The following is a 23,297-nucleotide window of genomic DNA, read 5'->3' as shown; positions in this document are numbered from 1 at the left end:
GGCCGCGTTGTCGGTGGTGGGTGATCAGGTGTGGGCATGGGTTCGGGGTCGGTCTCGCTGCTGGAGGAGCGCCTCGCTGCGCGCCTGTGGTGGCGAGCTGCGGCGCACCCCGAGGCGTACGAGCTCGACCCCGACCTCGGCGTCGTGGACCCTCACCAGCCGCCGACCGCTGCTGCCGTCGTGGAGGACGACGACGAAGAGGGACGCGCGGCTGAGGCGCCTCCGGCCGGGCTGAGCGAGCCGTCGAAGCTGTTGCCGGAGGCGTGCCTGGTCGGGGTGCGTGACCAGGTGGCGCTGGAGTGGGCGGCGCGCACTCCCGGGGTGGAGTTGGTGGCGGCGGTGGAGGAGCTGTGGGCCCATCTCGCAGTGGACCTCCAGGCCGCCTGCCGCTCCACTGACACCGCCGTGCTGAAGGCGGGTGGGGACCCCGGTGCGGCCGAAAGCAGCGGCGACAGCAGCGGCGCAGGCAGTGCCTGCGCCGGGGTCTGCGACGCTGAGCTGGTGGAGGCGGTCGCGGCGTGCGAGCGCCAGATGGCGGCGCTGGCGGCGCGGCGTGACCAGCTCGCGGGGGTGTTCGCCTCTCGCCGCCAGGCTGAGGCCGAGGCTGACGTCGCTGAGGCCCGCGCCGCCACCGCCCGTGACGGCAAGGGCCGCCCCTGGGCCACCCGAGTCCGCTCCACCGCGCCCTCGGAGCTGTGCGCCCGGCTCGGCATCGGCTCGCTCGCGGCGGAGGCCCTGGTCGAGCGGGGCCTGGCAGCGGTCGGTGCTCACCGGGACGTGGCCGCGGCGATGGCCGCCGGGGCGCTGGGCGCGGGGGCGGGCTCGTGGCTGCTGGAGCAGTTGTCCGCGGTGCGCACCACCTCCTACCTGTCCGCACTGGAACGGGAGGCGGCCGCCCGAGAGCAGACGGTCAAGGACGCCCAGGCTGCGCAGGACGCTGCCCGCGCGCAGGCCGGGCAGGCGCCGCTGACCGGTGAGGAGGTCCGCGCGCGGGCTGCTGCTGACCAGGCCCAGGTCGACGCCGCCGCGGAGGCGGCGGCTGCGGCGCACGCCGAGCAGGTCGCTGCCGCGGTGCGGCGGGAGCTGCTGGGCAGGGCGACCGGCTCGACCAGCTGGTCCGCCGACGGTGCTGGCAGCGAGCTCGCCCCTCACAGCGGTGCCGGTGGCACTGCGGACGACGGGTCGCCGGGGCCCTCGACGCGGCCCTCGACGCGGCCGACAGCGGGTGCGGGCCTGGGGCCGAACCGGCGGGCGTGGACCAAGCGGCTGAGCACCGCGGTGCACCGTGCTGACGCCGCCGCCGCTCAGCGGCGTTCGGCCAAGGCCCGCGCTGCGTGCTCCACCGCGCGCTGGAGCGAGGCCGATGGGCAGGCGGCGTTGCAGCTGCGCGGGCCTGCGGAGGACATCGCGGTGATCACTGCGGCGATGGACGCGCGTGCCCGGCGCCGTCAGGAGCAGGCCCGCGCCGCTGAACGGGCCGCCGCCAGGGCGCAGGGGCGGGCCTATGACCGCGCTGCCGTGGGCAGCCTGGACCAGCACCGCATCGCGGCGCTGCGCGAGTGGGCGACCGCGGCGCTGGAGATCTCAGAGACCTGCGGGGTGGCGGGTACGTGGTACCCGATCGCTCGGACGGCGGCGTCCAAGCCGGTGGTGCACCTGGTGCTGCCGTGGACGGTGCTGGCGGGGGTCTCCACGATCGGGGCGCAGCTGGCCGGGTACGGCCCGGTCGGTGCGGTCGCGGCGCTGCGGATCGCGGCGGACGGGTTGTGGCGCCGGGTGCTGGCCGACCCGGCTTGTGGTGCCGCGGTTGCGGTGGAGGAGGGCGCCTGGCGGCCCTCGACGGCGTTGGCGCGATTGGTGGGGTTGCGGTGGTGGTCCTCGACGATGCCGTCCTCGACCCGCCCGGTCGGGTTGGACCACGGCCCAGCCGGTGGGGGCGGTGGTGGGGGCAGTGCTGGGGGCGGCCAGCTGGACCACGTCCAGCCCTACGAGCACGGCAACCACCCCGGCAACCACCCCGGCAACCACACCGATGACCGCGCTGGTGGGTCGACGGAGGCGACGAACCTGCAGCTGCTGGCCCAGGTGGAGCACCTGCTCAAGCAGGCTGGGGAGCACGCTCGGCCTGGGCACGGGTGGAGCGTGGCCGTGGACACGGCAGCGGCCGGCCCGGCGCCGGGGGACGGGGTGGTGTGGACCTCACCGACCGGGCACACCTACCGCGTCAGCCCCCAGGCGCTGCTGGACCCCGACGATGACCCCGGCACCCCTGACGGCACCGGCGCTTCCGGCGGGCCCGGTGAGGGTGGGTTGCCGCCATGGGTGCACCGGCTGCTGGCCGACGTGCTGCCCGCATGGGTGGGCTGGCCACCGGATGGACGACCCGCTCCCAGCGGGCCGCACGCAGCGGTGCCGTGGTCGCCTGACTGGACCCAGGTCGCCTTCAGCGACGTGCCACCCGATCCGGCGCCGGACGGGCATGAGGAGCCGTGCCTGTTCGACGACCTCCCGGCTGCCTGATGCACGAGCGGCAGGAGCACCTCGTCAACGAGGACCCACCGCAGTGGATCACCGCGGCGGGTAGGCGGACAGGTCTGCCCGCAGGTCCTCTGCAGCTCTGATGAGCTGGTCCGGGGGGACCTCGAGCTCGACGCACCTCCAGGGGTGGGCTTCCGCAGGGAGCGGCGGCGGAGCCCACTCGGCTCCGAGACCCACCAGGACCCGGACGGTGGGGACACCGGACCCTCCTGCACCAGCACGACGACCAGCACCGCTCACCCCGAGCGACAGGCACGGCTCGAGGAAGACCAACCAGCCGCGCTCGCGCAGGACGTCCCACCAGAACGGTCGCTCGTCAGCCTCGTCGTCGACCTCGTCCTCGGGACCGCCCGCTGCCTGCACAGCCGTGACCTCACCCCGCGCAGCCCGCTCGAGCCAGGCGGCGACCTCGGCGGCCTCCCACGTGGTGAGACCCGGGTCGCAGAAGGGCCACGTCTCGCCGCCGGCGGCGCGCACGCGGCCGGACACGACGAGCCAGTTCGCGTCCCAGTCGGGACCGTCGTCGTCGTCGACGACGGCGTCCGGGAACTGGTACCCGACGACGTCCAGCTGCACGTGCACACCGCCGTCACTCCCCAGCAGCACAGCACCAGCCTCCCAGAGCTGATCTCCGCCGAGCTGCGGCAGGCGCGGTGGCTGCCGTCCGCGTGCGTCCGCCGGCGTCGTGGCCGGCCCAGGTCCGTGCTGGTGACGCCGCGCCCGCTGGCGAGCGGGTGACGGGACGCCACGCCCGGGCGCGAAAGGCACCACGCGGCAGGTGAGGGTCCCTACCGTCACCAGGGTGACCGAGACAGCCGGGGTGTCGACGACGACACCGCGCCCCCGGGCACCGCTGACCCGGCGCGAGGCCCTCGCCGCTGAGCGCACCTCCGCTGCAGCGCAGCCCCTCGGCGCCCCCTCCCCCGCAGCCCGGGTCGCCGCGCTCGACGTGGTGCGCGGCCTCCTGCTCGTGGCGAGCGTCCTCAGCTCCAGCCTGCTCGACCCGCCCGCCTGGTTCGACCACGCGCCGTGGGACGGCGTCCACCCGCTCGACGTCGTCTTCCCGTCCTTCGTCCTCCTGACCGGCGCCGGCCTGGGCCTCGCCCACCGCAGGGGCGTGCGCGTCGGCAGGCTCGTGCGCCGCGTCGTCGTCCTCGTCCTCGCGGGTGTTGCGTACAACGCAGCGCTGGCCTGGGCGGCCACCGGCGAGATCGACCCCGACCACCTGCGCTGGACCGGCGTGCTGCAGCTGTACGCGGCGGTGGTGCTGGTGGTCGCGCTGCTGCACCTCGTGGTGCGCAGCTGGGTGGGCTGGACGGCGGTGGCGCTGGCCCTGGCGGGGCTGCACACCGCGCTGCTGGCCCGCTACGCCACCGGCTGCTCGGGCGGGAGCCTCACGCCTGACTGCAACCCCTCGCCGTGGGTCGACACCGCGGTCGTGCCACTGGCGCACCTGCACGAGCAGCTCTCCCACGGTCACGACCCGGAGGGGTTCTTCGGGGTTCTGGGCGCCTGCGCCACCGCAGCCGCCGGCACCGCCGCCGCGCACGCGCTGCTCGCCGCCCGGGGGCGCGGCCAGGCGGCCGGGGTCCTGCGGCTGCTGGCGCTCGCCGCCGTGCTGGCGCTGGGTGCTGCCGCCGCCTCGCCGCTCGTCCCCACGGTGAAGGGGCTGTGGACGGCGCCGTTCGGCCTGGGCGTCGCCGCGGTGGTGGTGCTGGTCGTCGCGACGGTGCACCTGGTGGTCGACGCCCCGTGGACCACCGGCCCCGGCGACGGGGCTCGGGCACTGCGCGCAGGGCGCTGGGCCCTGGTGGCGCTGGGGCGGAACAGCCTGCTCGTCTACTTCGGCAGCCACGTGCTGGTCGCCGTGCTGCTCCTGCGGCCCCTCGGGGCGCTCGAGGGTGGCGGACCGACCTGGGCGCAGTCGCTGGCTCACGCCCTGGCCTGGCTCGGCGGCCCGCAGCTCGGTCTCAGCGCGCTGCTGCTGGCGCTGTGGTGGGGCACGGCGCTGGTGCTCCACCGCCGCGGCTGGTACCTGCGCGCCTGACCGGCGCCGAACGGGTGGAGCGCCCCGCCGCCCGTGCTGGCGGGCGAGCTCACCGCCGATGTCGATCACAGGCCGGCGCACCGCGCGGGGCCAGGACGACGACGGCGAGGAGCCTCCGATGCACCGCACCCTGCGCTGGGCCGCCGCGACGGTCGCGTCCTTGGTGGTGCTCGTGGTGGCCGCCCACGGCGCCGGCACCGCTGCCGGGACTCCGCCGACGGAGCCGACCTGCGAGGTCGTGCGGCAGCAGGTCAGGCCCCTGGGCGCCGCCTACGAGGCGGCCGCGGCGCACCAGCAGCACGTCGACAGGGCCGCGGTCGCGGACGGCGTGGTCACACCGGAGGAGCGCTCGGCCCGGCGCGAGGCCTCCACCGGGACCGAGCAGCGGATGCTGCTGCTCCAGGCCTACGCCCTCACCGCACCGGGGTGCTTCACCGCGGAGGACGTCGAGGTGGCTCGCCACTCCGTCCAGCAGCTGGCTCCGGAGCTCACCGGCCTGTGACGCCGGACGTGCCGGAGTCCCCGGGCGACGCCCTGACGGGGCGCTGCCGAGGGACTCCTGCACGTCGGGCGCCACGGCCCGCGGCCGGCGTCAGGCGCCGGCCGCGGCCTTCAGAGCAGCGGCGCGGTCGGTGGACTCCCACGTGAAGCCCGCCAGCTCGCGGCCGAAGTGCCCGTACGCCGCGGTCTTGGCGTAGACGGGGCGGAGCAGGTCGAGGTCGCGCACGATCGCGGCCGGGCGCAGGTCGAAGACCTCCTTGATGGCCGCCGTCAGACGGCCGAGGTCCACGGTCTCGGTGCCGAAGCACTCCACGTACAGGCCCACCGGGTGCGACGCACCGATGGCGTACGCCACCTGCACCTCGCACCGGCGCGCGAGGCCGGCGGCCACGACGTTCTTCGCCACCCAGCGCATCGCGTACGCGGCGGACCGGTCCACCTTGGACGGGTCCTTGCCCGAGAACGCGCCACCGCCGTGGCGGGCCATGCCGCCGTAGGTGTCGACGATGATCTTGCGGCCCGTGAGGCCGGCGTCACCCATGGGGCCGCCGATCTCGAACCGGCCGGTGGGGTTCACCAGCAGCCGGTGGCCGGAGGTGTCGAGGTCGACCCCCTCCAGCACCGGCGCCACCACCTCGGTGCGGATCTGCTCGGCCAGCTCGGCGAGGTCCACGCGGGGCGCGTGCTGCGTGGACAGCACCACCGTGTCGAGGGAGACCGCGCGGTCGCCGTCGTAGCCGATCGTGACCTGCGTCTTGCCGTCCGGCCGCAGGTGCGGCAGCACACCCTCCTTGCGGACGGCGGTGAGCCGCTCCGACAGCCGGTGCGCCAGGTGGATCGGCAGCGGCATGAGCTCGGGGGTGTCGTCGCAGGCGTACCCGAACATCAGGCCCTGGTCGCCGGCGCCCTGGGCGTCGAGCGGGTCGTCCGAGACGAGCGTGCCGGAGCGCTGCTCCCAGGAGGAGTCGACGCCCTGGGCGATGTCGGTGGACTGCGCGCCGATGGAGACCGACACGCCGCAGGAGTGGCCGTCGAAGCCCTTCTCGGAGGAGTCGTAGCCGATCCCGAGGATCGTGTCCCGCACGATCTGCGGGATCTCGACGTACCCCTTGGTCCGCACCTCGCCGGCGATGTGCACCTGTCCGGTGGTGACCATGGTCTCGACGGCGACGCGGCTGCTCGGGTCCTGGTCGAGCATGGCGTCGAGGATCCGGTCGCTGATCTGGTCGCAGATCTTGTCCGGGTGGCCCTCGGTCACCGACTCGGAGGTGAACAGGCGCAGGTCCGCTCCAGCGGCCATCAGAGGTCTCCTGAGTTCTTCACGGGCACGCGCATCGCGACAGCGTCCCAGACGGCGTCGGCGATGCTCTCCTTGGGCGCGGGCCCCACGGCCCGCTCGGTGCCGTCGGCACCGATGATGACGACGGTGTTGTCGGTGGCGCCGAAGGCGCGACCGCCGCCGACCTCGTTCACCACCAGGAGGTCGGCGCCCTTGCGCCGCGCCTTGAGGCGGCCGTGCTCGAGCACCGATCCGGTGGTGTCTCCGGTCTCGGCGGCGAAGCCGACCAGCACGGTGGTGGGAGCCAGCCGCCCCTCGCGGCGCTCGGCCACCAGGCCCGCCAGCACGTCGGGGTTGCGGACCAGCTCGACGAGCGGTGCGCCGTCGTCGTCGTCGCTCTTCTTGATCTTGGTCTCGGACGGCGCCGCGGGCCGGAAGTCCGCCACGGCCGCTGCCATGACCACGGCGTCAGCCCCTGCGCGCGCGGCCGCCAGCACGGCGTCGCGCAGCTGCAGCGCCGTGCTCACCGGCACCACGTGCGCCCCGTCCGGGTCGGGCACCTCGGTGTGCGCGCGGACGTAGGTCACGCGCGCACCGCGGGCCAGGGCCCGCGCGGCCAGCGCCGCGCCCTGCCGCCCGGAGGAGGCGTTGCCGAGGAAGCGCACCGGGTCGAGCGGCTCGCGCGTCCCCCCGGCCGAGACCACCACGTGGCGTCCGGCCAGGTCGGCGGAGGAGGACGACGACGACGACGCCCCAGCGGCGGCCGCACCGCCCAGCAGGGCCATGGCCGCGGCGTGGATGCGCTCCGGCTCGGGCAGGCGCCCCGGGCCGGTGTCGGCGCCCGTGAGGCGGCCGCTGTCGGGCTCCAGCACGTGGACGCCGCGCTCGCGCAGCAGCGCCGTGTTCGCCACGACGGCCGGGTGCTGCCACATCTCGGTGTGCATGGCCGGGGCGAGCAGCACCGGGCATCGCGCGGTGAGCAGCACGTTGGTGAGCAGGTCGTCCGCGAGGCCGTGGGCGGCCCGGCCGAGCAGGTCGGCGGTGGCGGGGGCGACGACGACGAGGTCCGCCTCGCGGCCCAGGCGCACGTGCGGCACCTCGTGGACGTCGCTCCAGACGCCGGTGGCCACCGGCTGTCCCGACAGCGCCGCCCACGTCGGCTCCCCGACGAACCTCAGGGCCGACTCGGTCGGCACCACGCGCACCGACGCGCCGCCCTCGGTGAACAGGCGCAGCAGCAGCGCCGCCTTGTAGGCGGCGATGCCGCCGCCGACACCGAGGACGACGCGCGGCGCGGTCATCGCGGGGAGCTGACGGAGCGGGGGTGGCTCAGAAGCCGCGGCTGTCGTCCGCGGGGGCCGCGAACGGGTCCGACGGCGCGACGGCGGCGGCCTCGGCGGCGGCCTCCTCCGGGCTGACGGGGCGGATGGTGAGCAGGCCGGAGTCGATCTCGCGCAGCGCCACGCTCAGCGGCTTCTCCTGCACGTGGGTCTCCACGAGCGGGCCGACGTACTCCAGCAGGCCCTCGCCGAGCTGGGAGTAGTAGGCGTTGATCTGGCGCGCGCGCTTGGCGGCGTAGATGACCAGCCCGTACTTGGAGCCGTCGGCGGCCTCGAGGAGGTCGTCGATGGGCGGGTTGGTGATGCCCTCGGGGGCAGCGGCGGTGCCGGACACGGGTGTCCTTCCAGATCGGTGGACGTGCTGGTTCGAGCGGGGCGCGGGTCGGACGGTCACCGGTGGGTGAGCGGACCCAGACCCATCCATGATACGAGCTCGTCAGCAGCTCGGCTGACGTCGTCGTTCACGATGGTGGTGTCGAACTCCCCCTCGGCGGCGAGTTCCACCCGTGCGGTCGAGAGGCGGCGCTCCCGCTCCTCCGGTCCCTCGGTGCCGCGGCCGACCAGGCGGCGCTCCAGCTCCTCCCAGCTCGGGGGTGCCAGGAACACGAAGTGGGCGTCGGGCATGACGGCCTTCACCTGGCGCGCGCCCTGCAGGTCGATCTCCAGCAGCACGGGCGTGCCGGCCGCCAGGGCCTGCTCCACCGGACCGCGGGGGGTGCCGTAGCGGTGCCTGCCGTGGACCACCGCCCACTCCAGCATCTGCCCCTGCTCCACCAGGGCGTCGAACGCCGCCTCGCTGGTGAAGAGGTAGTGCACGCCGTCGACCTCGCCCGGGCGGGGCGCGCGGGTGGTCGCGGAGACCGACAGCCACACCTGGGGGTAGCGGGCGCGGACGTCAGCGGCGACGGTGCCCTTGCCGACAGCCGTCGGCCCGGCCAGGACGACCAGCCGCTGGGGCGTCGTCCGGGCCGGGCCGGTGGACTGCTGCGGGCTCAGCGGCCGAAGCGGTCGATGAGGGCGCTGATCTGGTTGGCGCCCAGACCGCGCACGCGACGGGTCTCGGAGATGCCGATCTCCTCCATGACCTTCTGCGCGCGGACCTTGCCGACGCCCGGGAGGGCCTCGAGGAGCGCGGAGACCTTCATCTTGCCGACGACGTCGTTCTCCTGACCCTCGCGGATCACGTCGCCGAGGTCGCCCTGGGAGTGCTTGAGGCGGTTCTTCACCTCCGCGCGCTCACGGCGGGCGGCAGCGGCCTTCTCCAGGGCCGCAGCACGCTGCTCGGGGGTCAGGTTCGGGAGCGGCACGGACAGTCACCTCTGAACGTCGTCGGGAAAGGGGCCTGGTCAGTCAGACAGGTGGCGATCGACGGCCTCACCGGTGGTGGCTCGGGCGCCGACCCTGGTGGGAAACCTAGCCACGTCACCTGGTCAGAGCAACGCCGGGGGGTCACTCTTCGTGACGCAGAGCGGCCCGGCAGGCGTCGGCCGACCGTACAGCGGCTTCCTGGAGGGCCCGCACCGAGGGTCCCGCGCCGAGCACCTCCCGGCTGGAGGACGCCAGCACGGCCCGTCGCGCGGGCCCGAAGACACGGGCCAGGTCCTCCGGTCCGGCGCCCTGCGCGCCGATGCCCGGCGCCAGCAGCGGGCCGTGCACGGCCTCCAGGTCGACGGACAGCCGGGACGCGGCGTCGCCGGTGGTGGCGCCCACCACCAGGCCCGTGGAGCCCAGGGCGGCGCCCGCGGCGCGAGCGGCCGCGTTGCGCTGCGCGGCGGCGCGCGCCACGGCGGCCGCGACGGCCACCCCGCGGTCGTCGCGGGCGTGCTGCACGGACGCGCCCTCGGGGTTCGAGGTCAGGGCCAGCACGAACACGCCCCGGCCGGTGCGCTCGGCGACCTCCAGCAGGGGGTCCAGCGAGCCGAACCCGAGGAACGGCGAGGCGGTCACGGCGTCGCCGGCCAGCGGGGACCCCTCCCCCGCGAAGGCCTCGGCGTAGGCGGCCATGGTGGAGCCGATGTCGCCGCGCTTGGCGTCCACCACGCACAGCACCCCGGCGGCGCGCGCGTCGGTCACCACCTGCTCCAGCACGGCGACGCCGCGGCTGCCGTGGCGCTCGAAGAAGGCTGCCTGGGGCTTGATCGCCGCGCAGGAGCCCGCGGCGGCCTCCACGACGGCCCGGGAGAACCTCTCGAGGCCGCCGGCGTCGTCCGGCAGCCCCCAGGCCCCCAGGAGCGCCGGTGAGGGGTCGATGCCCACGCAGAGCGGGCCGTGCGCGTCCATGGCGGCGGCGAGGCGCACGCCGAAGGGCTCGAGCTGCTGCGTCATCAGGTGGTGCTCCTCGTGGTGCCGCGACCGGGCTCGTGGGCGATGCCGACGACGTCGGCCAGGCGCGCCACCCCGCGGCGCGCCAGCTCGGCCTCCAGCTCACGGGCGACGCGGGCGGGCGCCGAGGGGTCGGCGAAGGTGGCGGTGCCCACCTGCACGGCGCACGCGCCGACGGCGATGAGCTGGAGCGCGTCGGCCCCGCTGGCCACACCGCCCGCTCCCACCACGGGGACGTCGGGCAGGACGCCGGCGCGCTTGGCGGCCGTCAGCTGCCAGATGCACCGCACGGCGATCGGCCGGATGGCCGGGCCCGAGGTGCCGCCGGTGACCCCGGCCAGCTGCGGGCGCAGCGTCACCGGGTCGACCACCATGCCGAGCGTGGTGTTGATGGCCGTCAGGCCGCTCGCCCCGCCCTCGGTGCAGGCCAGCGCCACGGCCACGAGGTCGGTGACGTCGGGGCTGAGCTTGGCGAGCACGGGCAGGTCAGGACGCTGCGAGGCCCTCACGGCGCCGCTGGCGGCCTCCAGCACGGCGCGGGAGGCCCCCGGGTCGCAGGCGAAGACCAGGCCGCGGTTGGCGACGTTGGGGCAGGAGATGTTCACCTCGACCGCGCCCACCGGGCTGTCGGGGCCGAGGGCGGCCAGGCGGCCGGCCAGCTCGCCGAACTCCTCGGGGTCCCCCCCGGCGATGGAGACGACCACGCGGGCGCCGGCGTCGGCCAGCACCGGCAGGTCGTGCTCGAGGAAGGCGTCGATGCCCGGGCCCTGCAGGCCGATGCTGTTGAGCATCCCCGAGGGGGTCTCGGCCATGCGCGGCGTGGCGCGGCCGGAGCGGGGGTCGCGCAGCACCGACTTGGTGACGACGGCGCCCAGCGACGCGAGGTCGAGGTAGGGCGCCAGCTCGGCCCCCGCCGCGGCGCAGCCGGACGCCGTCATGGTGGGCGCGGGCAGGTGGAAGGACCCGATCGACGTCGACAGGTCCACGGCTGCGGTGGCGGGGGTGGTCATCAGTGGCCTCCCGGGCGCGGCGCGCCGACGGCGTCCTCGGGGACGAGCGCCCCGCCCCGCAGGTGCGCGGCGGCGCCGATGGCGTCCCAGCGCAGGGCGTCGCCGTCGAAGACCGGGCCGGCGGTGCAGGCCCGGAGCATCCGCGTGCGGCGGACGCCGTCGTCGTCGTCCTGGGCGACCGGGAGCACGCACGTCATGCAGACCCCCACGCCGCAGGCCATGGACTCCTCCACGGCCAGCCACGTCCGCGCCTGGTCCCCCAGCACCTCGCGGGTGGTGGTCTGCACCGAGCGGAGCATGGGCATCGGGCCGCACGCGTAGACCGCGGGCTCGCCCAGCTCGGCGAGCTCCAGGAGCACTTCGGGGAGCGCGTCGGTGACGCGGCCCTGGGCGCCGAGCGACCCGTCGTCGGTGGTCACGACGACGGCGTCGGCGATGCCGTCGAGGGCCGTGGCGTCGTCGACGGCGCTGGTGCCGAGCAGCCGGTCGGCGCTGGCCGCACCGACGACGCCCACCACCCGCGACCCCGCTGCGGTGAGCACCCGCGCCAGCCACGGCAGCGGAGCCGCGCCGTATCCGCCGCCGATGACCACGGCGGGGGTCGGGGACGACGTCGCCGGCAGCGGGAAGGGACGCCCCAGCGGCGCCGTCGTCGGGACGACGTCGCCGGGACGCTTCGCCGCCAGCAGCCGCGTGCCGGGACCGGCCGCCGCGACCACCACCTCGAGGGTGCCGGCCTCCGGGTCCGCGGCGTGCAGCGACAGCGAGCGGCGCAGGAGCATCCCCGAGTCACCGACGCCGCAGGCCACGAACTGCCCGGGCTGAGCGCGGAGCGCGGCCTCGGGGGCGCGCAGCACGAGGTGCGTGTACGCGCCCACCGGCCGCGCGGAGACGACCTCGGCCGCCTCCTGCACCCCCGCGGGCCAGCTCACCGCGCCGCTCACCGGGCTGCTCACCGGGTCGTCTTGAGGTACTCGGCGTGCTCCTGCAGGGAGCGGACCCGCACCGGCTCCCCCGCCGCCCGGGCGGCGTGGGCGGCGTCGATGGCAGCAGCGGCCGCGGCCAGCTGCTGCACCGTGGTGAACACCGGCACGTCCATCGCGGCCGTCGCGGCGCGGATCTCGTACCCGTCGGCGCGGGCACCCGCAGCCGCCGGCGTCTCCCCCGCGCTGGGCGTGTTGATGACGAGGTCGACCTCGCCCGCGAGGATCCGCTCCACCACGGTCGGCTCCCCGTCCGCGCCCTGGCCCGAGGAGTGCTTGCGCACCACCGAGCTGGCCACGCCGTTGCGCCGCAGCATCATCGCGGTGCCCTCGGTGGCCACCACGGTGAACCCGAGGTCCACCAGGCGCTTGACGGGGAAGATCACGGCGCGCTTGTCGGGGTCGGCCACGGAGACGAACACCGTGCCCGACAGCGGCAGCCCGCCGTAGGCGGCGGCCTGGCTCTTGGCGAACGCTGAGGGGAAGTCGACGTCGATGCCCATGACCTCACCGGTCGAGCGCATCTCCGGGCCGAGCAGGCTGTCGACGACGAGCCCGTCCGGCGTCAGGAAGCGCTTGAACGGCAGCACCGCCTCCTTGACGGAGATCGGCGAGTCCGCCGGCAGGTCCCCGCCGTCGCCGGCGGAGGGCAGCAGGCCCTCGGCGCGCAGCTCGGCGATCGTGGCGCCCACCGCGATGCGCGCCGCGGCCTTGGCCAGCGCGACGCCGGTCGCCTTGGCCACGAACGGCACCGTGCGGCTGGCGCGCGGGTTGGCCTCGAGCACGTAGAGGACGTCGGAGGCGAGGGCGAACTGCACGTTGAGCAGGCCGCGCACCCCCACGCCGCGGGCGATGCCCTCGGTGGCCTCGCGCACCCGCGCCAGCACCGAGGAGCCCAGCGTCACCGGCGGCAGCACGCAGGCGGAGTCACCGGAGTGCACCCCGGCCTCCTCGATGTGCTCCATGACGCCGCCCAGGTAGACGTCGGTGCCGTCGAAGAGGGCGTCGACGTCGATCTCCACCGCGTCGTCGAGGAACCTGTCCACGAGCACGGGGTGGTCGGGGCTCGCGACGGTCGCCCGCCGGACGTACTCCTCCAGCGAGCCCTCGTCGTAGACGATCTGCATGCCGCGCCCGCCGAGCACGTAGCTGGGCCGCACGAGCACCGGGAAGCCGATCTCCTCGGCGACGGCGCGGGCCTGCTCCACGGACGTGGCCGTGCCGAACTGCGGGGCGCGCAGCCCGGCCTGGGACAGCACGCGGCCGAACTCGCCGCGGTCCTCCGCCAGGTCGATGGCGGCCGGGGTGGTGCCGAGCACCGGGATCCCCTCGGCCTCCAGCTGCGCGGCCAGTCCGAGCGGGGTCTGGCCGCCCAGGGTGGCGATGACGCCGACCAGCTCCCCGGAGGCGGCCTCCGCGTGCAGCACCTCGAGGACGTCCTCCAGGGTGAGCGGCTCGAAGTAGAGCCGGTCGGAGGTGTCGTAGTCGGTGGAGACCGTCTCGGGGTTGCAGTTGACGAGCACGGCCTCGAAGCCGGCGTCGCGCAGCGCCATGACGGCGTGCACGCAGGAGTAGTCGAACTCCACGCCCTGCCCGATGCGGTTGGGCCCGGAGCCGAGCACGACCACCTTGCGGCGCTCGCTCGCGGCGACCTCGCTCTCGCCCTCGGCCGTGGTCTCGTAGGCCGAGTAGTGGTACGGCGTCTGGGCCGCGAACTCCGCCGCGCAGGTGTCCACGGTCTTGAAGACCGGGCGCACGCCCAGGCGGTGGCGCAGCGCGCGCACCTCCGGCTCGGCCGTGCCGCGCAGCTGGGCCAGCTGCGCGTCGGAGAAGCCGTGCTTCTTGGCGGTGCGCAGCAGCTGCTCGTCGAGCTCCGGGGCGGCGGCCACCTTCGCGGCCACCTCCTCGATGAGCAGCATCTGGTCGAGGAACCAGGGGTCGATCTTCGTGGCCTCGAAGAGGCGCTCCACGCTCGCGCCGCCGCGCAGCGCCTGCTGGACGGCCACGATCCGCCCGTCGGTGGGGACCTTCGCCCGCTCGACGAGGGCGTCGACCTCCGCGGGGGTGGGGGTCTCGCCGTCCCAGGAGAACGTCGCACCGCGCTGCTCGGTCGACCGCAGCGCCTTCTGCAGCGCCTCGGGGAAGGACCTGCCGATGGCCATCGCCTCGCCGACGCTCTTCATCGTCGTCGTGAGGGAGGAGTCGGCGGCGGGGAACTTCTCGAAGGCGAAGCGGGGCACCTTCACCACGACGTAGTCGAGCGTGGGCTCGAAGCTGGCCGGGGTCTCGCGGGTGATGTCGTTGGCGACCTCGTCGAGGCTGTAGCCGACGGCCAGCTTCGCGGCGATCTTGGCGATGGGGAACCCGGTCGCCTTGGAGGCCAGCGCCGAGGAGCGCGAGACGCGCGGGTTCATCTCGATGACGATCATGCGGCCGTCGGCCGGGTTGATCGCGAACTGGATGTTGCAGCCGCCGGTGTCGACGCCGACCTCGCGGATGACGGCGATGCCGACGTCGCGCATCCGCTGGTACTCGCGGTCGGTGAGCGTCATCGCGGGAGCCACGGTGATCGAGTCACCGGTGTGCACGCCCATCGGGTCGAAGTTCTCGATCGAGCAGACGACCACCACGTTGTCGGCGTGGTCGCGCATGAGCTCGAGCTCGTACTCCTTCCACCCGAGGATCGACTCCTCCAGGAGCACCTCGGTGGTGGGGCTGGCGTGCAGGCCGGCGCCCGCCTTGCGGACGAGGTCGGCCTCGTCGTAGGCGAAGCCCGAGCCGAGGCCGCCCATCGTGAAGGACGGCCTGATGACGAGCGGGTACCCGAGCTCGGCGGCCACCTCGAGGCACTCCTCGATGGAGTGGGCGGTGCGGCTGCGGGCGCTCTCGCCGCCGCAGCGCTCGACCACGCCCTTGAAGGCCTGGCGGTCCTCCCCCAGCTGGATGGCGGGCACGTCCGCCCCGATGAGCTCGCAGTCGTACGTGGCCAGCACGCCGCTCTCGTGCAGGGCGATGGCGGCGTTGAGGGCGGTCTGCCCGCCCAGGGTCGCCAGCACCGCGTCGGGGCGCTCCTTGGCGATGATCGCCTCGATGACCTCGGAGGTGATCGGCTCCACGTAGGTGGCGTCGGCGACCTCGGGGTCGGTCATGATCGTCGCCGGGTTGGAGTTGACGAGGATCACGCGCAGGCCCTCGGAGCGCAGCACGCGGCACGCCTGGGTGCCGGAGTAGTCGAACTCCGCGGCCTGTCCGATGACGATCGGGCCGGAGCCGATGACGAGGACGGAGTGCAGGTCTTCGCGGCGCGGCATCAGCGCACCCCCTTCTCGTGAGAGCTGGTGGAGCCGGCCGGCTCGCCACCCGTGGTGGAGCTGGTCGGCTTGGGCGCGTTGAGCAGCGGCGGCAGCGGGGCGCCCGGGTCCGCGACGAGGTCGACGAACCTGTCGAAGAGGTAGTTGGCGTCGTGCGGGCCGGCGGCGGCCTCCGGGTGGTACTGCACCGAGAACGCCGGGCTGCCGGACACCCGCAGGCCCTCGACCACGCCGTCGTTGAGGCCGACGTGGCTGACCTCCACCCGGCCGAAGGGCGAGGGGGTGGAGCCCTCGAGCGGGGCGTCCACGGCGAAGCCGTGGTTGTGCGCGGTGACCTCCACCCGGCCCGTGGACCTGTCGAGCACCGGCTGGTTCACGCCGCGGTGGCCGTAGCGCAGCTTGTAGGTGCCCAGGCCGAGCGCGCGGCCCAGCAGCTGGTTGCCGTAGCAGATGCCGAAGAAGGGGATCCTGCGCTCGAGCACCTGCTGCAGCAGCTCGACCTCGTGGGTGGCGGCGCTGGGGTCGCCGGGCCCGTTGGAGAAGAAGACGCCGTCCGGGCTGACGGCCAGGACGTCCTCCAGGGTCGCCATGGCCGGGAGCACGTGCACCTCGGCGCCGCGGCGGGCCAGCTCGCGCGGCGTGTTGGACTTGATGCCCAGGTCGACGGCGGCCACGGTGAGGCGCTTGTCCCCGACCGGCGCCACCACGTAGGCGTCGGTCGTGCTGACCTGGCCGGCCAGGTCGGCTCCGCTCATCTGGGCGCCGGTGCGGACCCGCTCGAGCAGCTGGTCGCGGGTCGAACCGGCCAGGGCCGGCCCGGAGAAGACGCCGACGCGCATGGCGCCGCGCTCGCGCAGGTGGCGGGTCAGGGCGCGGGTGTCGATCCCGGAGATCCCGACGACGCCCTGCGCGTCCAGCTCCTGCTCGAGCTCGCGCCGCGAGCGCCAGCTGGAGGCGCGGCGGGCGGGGTCGCGGACGACGAAGCCGGCCACCCAGATGCGGGAGGACTCGTCGTCCTCGTCGTTCCAGCCGGTGTTGCCGATGTGCGGGGCGGTCATGACCACCACCTGGCGGTGGTAGCTGGGGTCGGTGATGGTCTCCTGGTAGCCGGTCATGGCGGTGCAGAAGACGGCCTCGCCGACGGTCTCGCCGAGGGCCCCGTAGGCCTGGCCGGTGAAGGCGCGGCCGTCCTCGAGGAGCAGCAGCGCCGGGCTGGTCGTGTCGTCGGTCATGCGGCGTCCTTCCCGTGGGTCGAGCCGTCTGCACCACGGGGGGCGATGAGCCCCTCCACCAGGGCGACGAGGCGGTCGGCGTCCTGCTGCGGCTTGGTCCGCACGGCGCTGTCCACCTCCGCTCCCCCTGCACCACCGAGCCGCCAGGTCACCACGACGAGGTCCTCCTTGCCGAACATCACCTTGCCCGCCTGGCCCCGGGCGCGGCTCACGCGCACCAGGTCAGCGGCGGGGATCGAGAACGAGGCTGCGCCGGGGCGGCGCAGCAGCAGGGCTGGCTGCCCTGCGGGGGTCCCAGCACCGGGGGCGCTGAGGGCTTCGAGCTCCACGAGGCTGCGGCTGCCCAGGCCGTGCGCGAGGACGCGCTCGAAGGGGCGGCCGGAGACCACGGTGGAGACGTAGGTGCCGGTCACCGTCCGAGCGGCCGCGGGCGTGGGTGCCTCGGCCGTGCCGCCGACCCACTCCTCCCCGGCGCCGGGGGGCAGCGGCGCGGGCGCGGGCAGCCCCGGCAGGTCGCTCCCGCCGGCGGCCTGCTGAGCCGCGCGCCGGCGCCAGGCGCGGAGCATGAGCCACCAGATGACGGGCACGAGGGCCAGGAGCACCAGGCCCGCGATCACCTGGTCCACGAGGCCCCCTGCTGCTCGGCGCCGGCGCGCGGCGTGGCCAGGGCGCCGTCGAGGACCGTGGGGTGGCCGCCGTAGAAGGTGGCGACCACGCGCCCGGGCAGCTCGCGGCCCGCGAACGGGCTGTTGCGGCCCTTCGTGGCCATGGCGGCCGGGTCGACGGTCCAGCGGGCCGCCGGGTCGACGAGGACGACGTGCGCCGGGTCCCCGGCGACCAGCCCACCGCCCTGCCCGCGCACGCGGCCGATGCGCGACGGGGTCTGCGACATCACCCGCGCGACGCCGGCCCAGTCGAGGTGGCCGGGCTCGACCAGCGCCTGGACCACCACGGACAGCGCGGTCTCCAGGCCGGTCATCCCCATGGCGGCGGCGGACCACTCGCAGTCCTTGTCCTCCACGGGGTGGGGGGCGTGGTCGGTGGCGACGACGTCGATGGTGCCGTCGGCCACGCCCGCGCGCAGGGCGTGCACGTCGTCGTCGGAGCGCAGGGGCGGGTTGACCTTGTACACGGGGTCGTACCCGCGGACCAGCTCGTCGGTGAGGAGCAGGTGGTGGGGGGTGACCTCGGCGGTGACGTCCACGCCGCGCTCCTTGGCCCAGCGCACGATCTCGACGGACCCCGCGGTGGAGACGTGGCAGACGTGCAGGCGGGAGCCGACGTGGCCGGCGAGCAGCACGTCGCGGGCGATGACCGCCTCCTCGGCGACCGCGGGCCAGCCGCGCAGCCCGAGCACCCCGGACAGCGCCGACTCGTTCATCTGCGCGCCCTCGGTGAGGCGCGGCTCCTGGGCGTGCTGGGCGACGACGCCGTCGAACGCCTTGACGTACTCCAGGGCGCGGCGCATCAGCACGGCGTCGAAGACGCACTTGCCGTCGTCGGAGAAGACGCGCACGCCGGCGGCGGAGTCGGCCATGGCGCCGAGCTCGGCGAGCCGCTCCCCCGCCAGGCCGATCGTCACGGCGCCGACGGGGCGCACGTCGCACCAGCCCGCCTGGCGGCCCAGCCGCCAGACCTGCTCGACCACACCGGCGGTGTCCGCGACGGGTGCGGTGTTGGCCATGGCGTGCACGGCGGTGTAGCCGCCGAGCGCGGCCGCGCGGGTGCCGGTCTCGACGGTCTCGGCGTCCTCGCGGCCCGGCTCGCGCAGGTGGGTGTGCAGGTCCACCAGGCCCGGCAGCGCGATGAGACCCTCGGCCTCCACGGTGCGTGCGCCGTCGGGCGCGGCCAGCGACCCGGCGGCGCCCACCTCGGCGATGGCGCCGTCGCGCAGCAGCAGGTCGGCCGGCTCGCCGCCGAACGGGCGCGCGCCCCTGACGAGGGTCGTCTCCACCATCACTCCTCTTCTCCGGCGAGCAGCAGGTACAGCGCGGCCATGCGCACCGCGACCCCGTTGGTCACCTGCTCGACCACGCGGGAGCGCGGTCCGTCGGCGGCCTCGGCGGTGATCTCCAGGCCGCGGTTCATGGGTCCGGGGTGCAGCAGCTGGGCGTGCGGGGGCAGGCCCGCGAGCCGCTCGGCCGTCACCCCGTAGCGGCGCGAGTACTCCCGGGCGGAGGGGAAGTAGGCAGCGTTCATGCGCTCCAGCTGCACGCGCAGCGCCATCACCGCGTCGGGGGGGCCCGACGTCTGCCCGGCCAGGGCGGCGTCGAGGTCGTAGGAGACCTCGCAGGGCCAGGTCTCCACCCCCAGCGGCAGCAGCGTGGGCGGAGCCACCAGCGTCACCTGCGCGCCCAGGGTGTGCAGCAGGCGCACGTTGGACCGGGCCACCCGGCTGTGCAGCACGTCGCCGACGACGACCACGCGGCGCCCGGCGAGGTCCGCCCCCGCGGCAGCGCCCAGCGCGCCGCCGCCGACGAGGTGGCGGCGCAGCGTGAAGGCGTCGAGCAGGGCCTGCGTGGGGTGCTCGTGGGTGCCGTCACCGGCGTTGAGCACGGCTCCGGAGGTCCAGCCCTTCTCCGCGAGCCGGTGCGGGGCGCCGGAGGAGGAGTGGCGGACCACCACGGCGTCGGCGCCCATCGCCTGCAGCGTCAGCGCCGTGTCCTTGAGGCTCTCGCCCTTGGAGACGCTGGAGCCCTTGGCGGAGAAGGTGATGACGTCGGCGGAGAGGCGCTTGGCGGCGGTCTCGAAGCTGAGGCGGGTGCGCGTGGAGTCCTCGAAGAAGAGGTTGACCACCGTGCGACCGCGCAGCGCGGGGAGCTTCTTGATCTCGCGCTGCTGGGTGGCGGCCATCTGCTCGGCCACGTCGAGGAGGCGCACGGCCTCCGCGCGGGAGAGGTCGGCGGCGGACAGCAGGTGCCTCACCGGGAGCTCCCCTCCCCGCCGCCGGCGACGGGACCGTCGCTGGACTCGATGCGGACCTCGTCCACGCCGTCCGTCTCCTCCAGGCGCACGAAGACGCGCTCGGCCGTGGACGTCGGCAGGTTCTTGCCCACGTGGTCGGCGCGGATCGGCAGCTCGCGGTGGCCGCGGTCCACCAGCACCGCGAGGCGGACGGCGCGCGGGCGGCCCAGGTCGGACAGGGCGTCGAGCGCGGCGCGCACGGTGCGGCCGGAGTAGAGGACGTCGTCGACGAGGACGACCGTGGTGCCGTCGATGCCGGCGGCGGGCAGCGTGGTGGGCTCAGGGGCTCGGGTGGGGTTCCGGCGCAGGTCGTCGCGGTGCATCGTCACGTCGAGCGAGCCGGTGCAGGCGACGGCGTCGAAGCCGGGCTCGACCTGGGCCAGGCGCTGGGCGAGGCGGCGGGCGAGGTGGGTGCCGCGGCGCGGGACGCCCATGAGCACGAGGCCCTGCGGGCCCTTGTTGCGCTCCAGCAGCTCGTGCGCGATGCGGGTCAGCGCCCGGGAGATCTCGGCGGCGTCGAGGACGGTCGCCGAGTGACCGGCGGCGGTGGGGCCGGCGGAGGGACCGGTGGTGGGGCGTGCGTCAGCCATGCTCGTGACTCACTGACTCCTTCCCCGCCTCACAGGACGGAGGTTGAAGGACGTCGGTTCTCAGGTGCGCCTCCGACCGTACTGCACGCGGGGGGCACCGACGTCCCGGGCCGCCTCCCGGTGACGGGCGCTGCGGTGGGCCGCCCGCGGAAGCGGACGCAGCTCTGGGACGCTGTGCCGGGGGACGGTTCGGCCGTCGACGGCAGTCGCCGTCAGGTCGTCGATGGTCACTCTGGGTGAACAGTTACTGCCTGTGACGTCGTTGAGGTTGACCTGCAGGTCACTCCCCGTGACGATCACTGTCAGTAGATGTGTGTGCACGTGACAGAGAGAGGGGACGGCATGTCTGAGGAAGGATCGGGGTACGCCAAGGCGCTCGGCAGCCGGCTGCGCGCCATCCGCACCCAGCAGGGCCTGTCCCTGCAGGGCGTGGAGCAGCGCTCGAACGGGCAGTGGAAGGCGGTGGTGGTCGGCTCCTACGAGCGCGGCGACCGCGCGGTCACCGTGCAGCGCCTCGCCGAGCTGGCGGACTTCTACGGCGTGCCGGTCTCGGCGCTCCTGCCGGACGGCGGCAGCGCAGGTCACAGCGAGCCTCCGCCGAAGCTCGTGCTCGACCTGGAGCGCCTGCAGTCCGTGCCCTCGGAGAAGGCCGGTCCGCTCGCGCGCTACGCCGCCACCATCCAGAGCCAGCGCGGCGACTACAACGGCAAGGTGCTCTCGATCCGCTCGGACGACCTGCGCGCCCTCGCCGTCATCTACGACCTCCCGCCGCAGCAGCTCGCGGAGGAGCTCATCAGCTGGGGCGTGCTCGACCCCGACGCCCGCCGCGCCGTCGCGCAGAACGGCTGAGGCGGTATCGCCCCGGCCCTGAGCGCCCGTGGCTGATCACTCAGCGAGACGAAGACCCCCGCACCGGATCCCGGTGCGGGGGTCTTCTGCGTCGGTCGCGCTCACCAGCTGTGACGATCAGCTGTCGACGAGCCCCGGCTTGAGCTCCATGAGGCGGCTGAGGAGGCCGTTGACGAAGGCCGGCGACTCGTCGGTGCTCAGCTCCGAGGCCAGCCCCACCGCCTCGGACACGGCGACGGCGTCAGGCACGTCGTCGCACCAGACCAGCTCGAACACGCCGATGCGCAGCAGGTTGCGGTCCACGGACGGCATGCGGTCCAGCGGCCAGCCGTGCGAGTAGGTCTCCAGCAGCTCGTCGATGCGCTCCCGGTGGGCCTGCACGCCCTCGACGAGGTCGAGGCTGTACTGCGGCACGGGGACGTGCCCGCTGGCCAGCCGGTCGGCGGCGAGGGTCACCGGGTCGAGCCCGCGCTGCTCGGCCTCGAAGAGGAGGTCGAGGGCGCGCTTGCGGGCCTTGGTCCGGGCAGCCACGTCAGCGGTCCGTCGTCGTCGTCATCCTGCGGGTCTGCAGGAGGTCAGTTGACGCGGCCGAGGTAGTCCCCGGTGCGCGTGTCGACCTTGACCTTGGTGCCGGTCTCCAGGAACAGCGGCACCTGGATCTGGTACCCGGTCTCGACGGTGGCGGGCTTGGTGCCGCCGGTGGAGCGGTCGCCCTGCAGGCCCGGCTCGGTGTACGTCACCTCGAGCACCACGGAGGTGGGCAGCTCGACGTACAGCGGGGTGCCCTCGTGGACGGCGACGATGACCTCGGCGCTCTCGAGGAGGAAGTTGGCGGCGTCGCCCACGGTCTCCTCGGCCACGGTGATCTGGTCGTAGGTGTCCGAGTCCATGAAGACGAAGTCGGAGCCGTCGCGGTACAGGTACTGCATGTCGCGCTTGTCGACGGTGGCGGTGTCGACCTTGGTGCCGGCGTTGAAGGTGCGGTCCACCACCTTGCCGGACAGCACGTTCTTGAGCTTGCTGCGGACGAACGCGCCGCCCTTGCCGGGCTTGACGTGCTGGAACTCGACGACGGACCACAGCTGTCCGTCGAGGTTGAGCACGAGGCCGTTCTTCAGGTCGTTCGTCGATGCCACGTGGAGCGATGTTACCGGCGCCCGGGCGGTGCCCCGGACGCCGGCGATCTCAGGCGCTGGGGGCGCCGCGGGTCACGCGCTGATGGCGGAGTAGGCGGCGGCCATCAGCGACGGGTCCGGGCCCTCGAGGCGGCTCGGCCTGGCGACGTCGTCGAGGACGACGAAGCGCAGCAGGTCGCCGCGGGTCTTCTTGTCGCGTCTCATGCCCTCGAGCAGCTGCGGCCAGCGGTCGCCGCGGTAGGTCAGCGGCAGGCCGACGGCGCCGAGCACGCTGCGGTGCCTGTCGACCACGGCGTCGTCGAGGCGGCCGGCCAGGCGGGCGAGCTCGGCGACGTAGACCATGCCGATGCTCACGGCGGCGCCGTGGCGCCACTCGTAGCGCTCCACCAGCTCGATGGCGTGCCCGAGGGTGTGTCCGTAGTTGAGGATCTCGCGCAGGCCCGACTCCTTGAGGTCCTGGCCCACCACGTCGGCCTTGACCTGCACCGCGCGCTCGACCAGCTCGCGGATGACAGGTGCGCCGGCGTCGCGCACGGCGGCCGGGTCCGCCTCGACCAGCTCCAGGATGCGCGGGTCGGCGATGAAGCCGCACTTGACCACCTCGGCCATGCCGGCCACCAGGTCGTTCACCGGGAGCGTGCGCAGCGCCGCGAGGTCGCACAGCACCCCGGCGGGCGGGTGGAAGGAGCCGACGAGGTTCTTGCCCTCCTTGGTGTTGATGCCGGTCTTGCCGCCGACGGCCGCGTCGACCATGGCCAGCAGCGTGGTGGGGACCTGCACGACCCTCACGCCGCGCAGCCACGTGGCGGCCACGAAGCCGGCGAGGTCCGTCACCGCTCCCCCGCCGACGCCGACGACCGCGTCGGTGCGCGTGAAGCCGGCCTGGCCGAGCACACCCCAGCAGAAGGCCGCCACCTCGGCGCGCTTGGCGTCCTCGCCGTCGGGCACCTCGGCGAGGTAGGCCTCGAAGCCCGCGGCGGCGAGGTCGTCGCGGACCGCCTCCCCCGTGGCCGCGAGCGCGCGGGGGTGCACCACGAGCACGCGCTGGACGCGCTCGCCGAGCAGGCCCGGCAGCTCGCCGAGCAGGCCGGTGCCGACGAGGACGTCGTAGGGCGCCTCCCCGGCCACCGTGATCCGGGTCGGCCCGCCCGTGCTCTCGGCGGTCGGCGCGGCGGGCGGCGTCGCAGTGCTCACG

The 23,297-nt window shown here is 74.7% G+C and carries 21 protein-coding genes and 1 pseudogene; 4 read left to right on the top strand and 18 right to left on the bottom strand.

Annotated elements, in window-relative coordinates:
- Positions 1-36 precede the first annotated feature (36 nt).
- The gene (locus tag FHN55_RS13435) at positions 37-2,520 is read left to right on the top strand and encodes a hypothetical protein (RefSeq protein ID WP_139712805.1); all 2,484 of its coding nucleotides are present in this window, start codon (positions 37-39) and stop codon (positions 2,518-2,520) included.
- Positions 2,521-2,568: 48 nt separating this feature from the next.
- On the opposite strand, the gene FHN55_RS13430 is transcribed toward FHN55_RS13435, so the two are convergent.
- A complete protein-coding gene (locus FHN55_RS13430; protein WP_139712804.1) occupies positions 2,569-3,144 on the bottom strand; it encodes a hypothetical protein in 576 nt (191 codons plus the stop codon).
- A gap of 196 nt (positions 3,145-3,340) precedes the next feature.
- Here FHN55_RS13430 and FHN55_RS13425 point away from each other — a divergent pair, with 196 nt between their 5' ends.
- The gene (locus FHN55_RS13425) at positions 3,341-4,585 is read left to right on the top strand and encodes a heparan-alpha-glucosaminide N-acetyltransferase domain-containing protein (protein ID WP_180357822.1); all 1,245 of its coding nucleotides are present in this window, start codon (positions 3,341-3,343) and stop codon (positions 4,583-4,585) included.
- A gap of 118 nt (positions 4,586-4,703) precedes the next feature.
- On the top strand, positions 4,704-5,087 hold the full coding sequence (locus tag FHN55_RS13420; protein ID WP_139712802.1) for a hypothetical protein: 384 nt from the start codon (positions 4,704-4,706) through the stop codon (positions 5,085-5,087).
- A gap of 90 nt (positions 5,088-5,177) precedes the next feature.
- Here FHN55_RS13420 and metK read toward each other — a convergent pair whose 3' ends face one another.
- From metK to pyrR, 14 genes and pseudogenes are all read right to left on the bottom strand, one after another.
- Entirely contained in the window at positions 5,178-6,386 is a 1,209-nt protein-coding gene (gene metK / locus FHN55_RS13415) for a methionine adenosyltransferase (protein ID WP_139712801.1), read from the bottom strand.
- Positions 6,386-7,666: a bifunctional phosphopantothenoylcysteine decarboxylase/phosphopantothenate--cysteine ligase CoaBC gene (coaBC, locus tag FHN55_RS13410; protein ID WP_139712800.1), complete on the bottom strand. Its 1,281-nt coding sequence runs from the start codon at positions 7,664-7,666 to the stop codon at positions 6,386-6,388. The genes metK and coaBC overlap by 1 nt, the downstream gene beginning before the upstream one ends.
- Positions 7,667-7,694: 28 nt before the next feature.
- Positions 7,695-8,039, bottom strand: a complete 345-nt coding sequence (gene rpoZ, locus FHN55_RS13405; RefSeq protein WP_139712799.1) for a DNA-directed RNA polymerase subunit omega — start codon at positions 8,037-8,039, stop codon at positions 7,695-7,697.
- A gap of 56 nt (positions 8,040-8,095) precedes the next feature.
- The gene (gene gmk, locus FHN55_RS13400; protein ID WP_139712798.1) at positions 8,096-8,701 is read right to left on the bottom strand and encodes a guanylate kinase; all 606 of its coding nucleotides are present in this window, start codon (positions 8,699-8,701) and stop codon (positions 8,096-8,098) included.
- The gene (gene mihF / locus FHN55_RS13395) at positions 8,698-9,012 is read right to left on the bottom strand and encodes an integration host factor, actinobacterial type (RefSeq protein ID WP_109776206.1); all 315 of its coding nucleotides are present in this window, start codon (positions 9,010-9,012) and stop codon (positions 8,698-8,700) included. The genes gmk and mihF overlap by 4 nt, the downstream gene beginning before the upstream one ends.
- A gap of 142 nt (positions 9,013-9,154) precedes the next feature.
- Positions 9,155-10,030, bottom strand: coding sequence for an orotidine-5'-phosphate decarboxylase (gene pyrF, locus FHN55_RS13390; protein ID WP_139712797.1), 876 nt, complete (start codon positions 10,028-10,030; stop codon positions 9,155-9,157).
- Positions 10,030-11,037: a dihydroorotate dehydrogenase gene (locus FHN55_RS13385; protein ID WP_139712796.1), complete on the bottom strand. Its 1,008-nt coding sequence runs from the start codon at positions 11,035-11,037 to the stop codon at positions 10,030-10,032. The genes pyrF and FHN55_RS13385 overlap by 1 nt, the downstream gene beginning before the upstream one ends.
- A complete protein-coding gene (locus FHN55_RS13380; protein ID WP_257570959.1) occupies positions 11,037-11,993 on the bottom strand; it encodes a dihydroorotate dehydrogenase electron transfer subunit in 957 nt (318 codons plus the stop codon). The genes FHN55_RS13385 and FHN55_RS13380 overlap by 1 nt, the downstream gene beginning before the upstream one ends.
- Positions 11,990-15,331 (bottom strand): carbamoyl-phosphate synthase large subunit, encoded by a 3,342-nt coding sequence (carB, locus tag FHN55_RS13375; RefSeq protein WP_139712795.1) that lies wholly within the window; start codon positions 15,329-15,331, stop codon positions 11,990-11,992. Before carB ends, FHN55_RS13380 begins: the two co-directional genes overlap by 4 nt.
- A 113-nt stretch (positions 15,332-15,444) precedes the next feature.
- A pseudogene (carA, locus tag FHN55_RS13370) lies at positions 15,445-16,563 on the bottom strand (glutamine-hydrolyzing carbamoyl-phosphate synthase small subunit); the annotation flags it as partial.
- Entirely contained in the window at positions 16,560-17,189 is a 630-nt protein-coding gene (locus tag FHN55_RS13365; RefSeq protein ID WP_139712793.1) for a hypothetical protein, read from the bottom strand. The pseudogene carA and the gene FHN55_RS13365, both read right to left, overlap by 4 nt.
- The gene (locus tag FHN55_RS13360; RefSeq protein WP_218974661.1) at positions 17,177-18,517 is read right to left on the bottom strand and encodes a dihydroorotase; all 1,341 of its coding nucleotides are present in this window, start codon (positions 18,515-18,517) and stop codon (positions 17,177-17,179) included. The genes FHN55_RS13365 and FHN55_RS13360 overlap by 13 nt, the downstream gene beginning before the upstream one ends.
- A gap of 2 nt (positions 18,518-18,519) precedes the next feature.
- Complete coding sequence (locus FHN55_RS13355; RefSeq protein ID WP_139712791.1) at positions 18,520-19,488, bottom strand: aspartate carbamoyltransferase catalytic subunit; 969 nt, start codon at positions 19,486-19,488, stop codon at positions 18,520-18,522.
- Positions 19,485-20,117 carry a bifunctional pyr operon transcriptional regulator/uracil phosphoribosyltransferase PyrR gene (gene pyrR / locus FHN55_RS13350; protein WP_139712790.1) on the bottom strand — a complete coding sequence of 211 codons (633 nt, stop codon included), beginning with the start codon at positions 20,115-20,117 and terminating at the stop codon, positions 19,485-19,487. Before pyrR ends, FHN55_RS13355 begins: the two co-directional genes overlap by 4 nt.
- A 342-nt stretch (positions 20,118-20,459) precedes the next feature.
- Between pyrR and FHN55_RS13345 the strand changes: the two genes are divergently transcribed.
- A complete protein-coding gene (locus FHN55_RS13345) occupies positions 20,460-20,966 on the top strand; it encodes a transcriptional regulator (protein ID WP_139712789.1) in 507 nt (168 codons plus the stop codon).
- Positions 20,967-21,083: 117 nt separating this feature from the next.
- On the opposite strand, the gene nusB is transcribed toward FHN55_RS13345, so the two are convergent.
- The 3 genes from nusB to aroB all read right to left on the bottom strand — a co-directional run bounded on the left by nusB (position 21,084) and on the right by aroB (position 23,296).
- Positions 21,084-21,497: a transcription antitermination factor NusB gene (gene nusB, locus FHN55_RS13340; RefSeq protein WP_139712788.1), complete on the bottom strand. Its 414-nt coding sequence runs from the start codon at positions 21,495-21,497 to the stop codon at positions 21,084-21,086.
- A 44-nt stretch (positions 21,498-21,541) separates the two neighbouring features.
- Complete coding sequence (efp, locus tag FHN55_RS13335) at positions 21,542-22,102, bottom strand: elongation factor P (protein WP_139712787.1); 561 nt, start codon at positions 22,100-22,102, stop codon at positions 21,542-21,544.
- A gap of 72 nt (positions 22,103-22,174) precedes the next feature.
- Positions 22,175-23,296, bottom strand: coding sequence for a 3-dehydroquinate synthase (gene aroB, locus FHN55_RS13330; RefSeq protein ID WP_257570957.1), 1,122 nt, complete (start codon positions 23,294-23,296; stop codon positions 22,175-22,177).
- Position 23,297: the final 1 nt, after the last annotated feature.

The organism is Streptomyces sp. NP160, assembly GCF_006335115.1.
In the GTDB taxonomy this organism is placed as follows: Bacteria; Actinomycetota; Actinomycetes; order Actinomycetales; family Quadrisphaeraceae; genus Quadrisphaera.
Note: the sequence above shows the minus strand (reverse complement) of the source record. Positions and strands in the feature narration are given on the sequence as shown.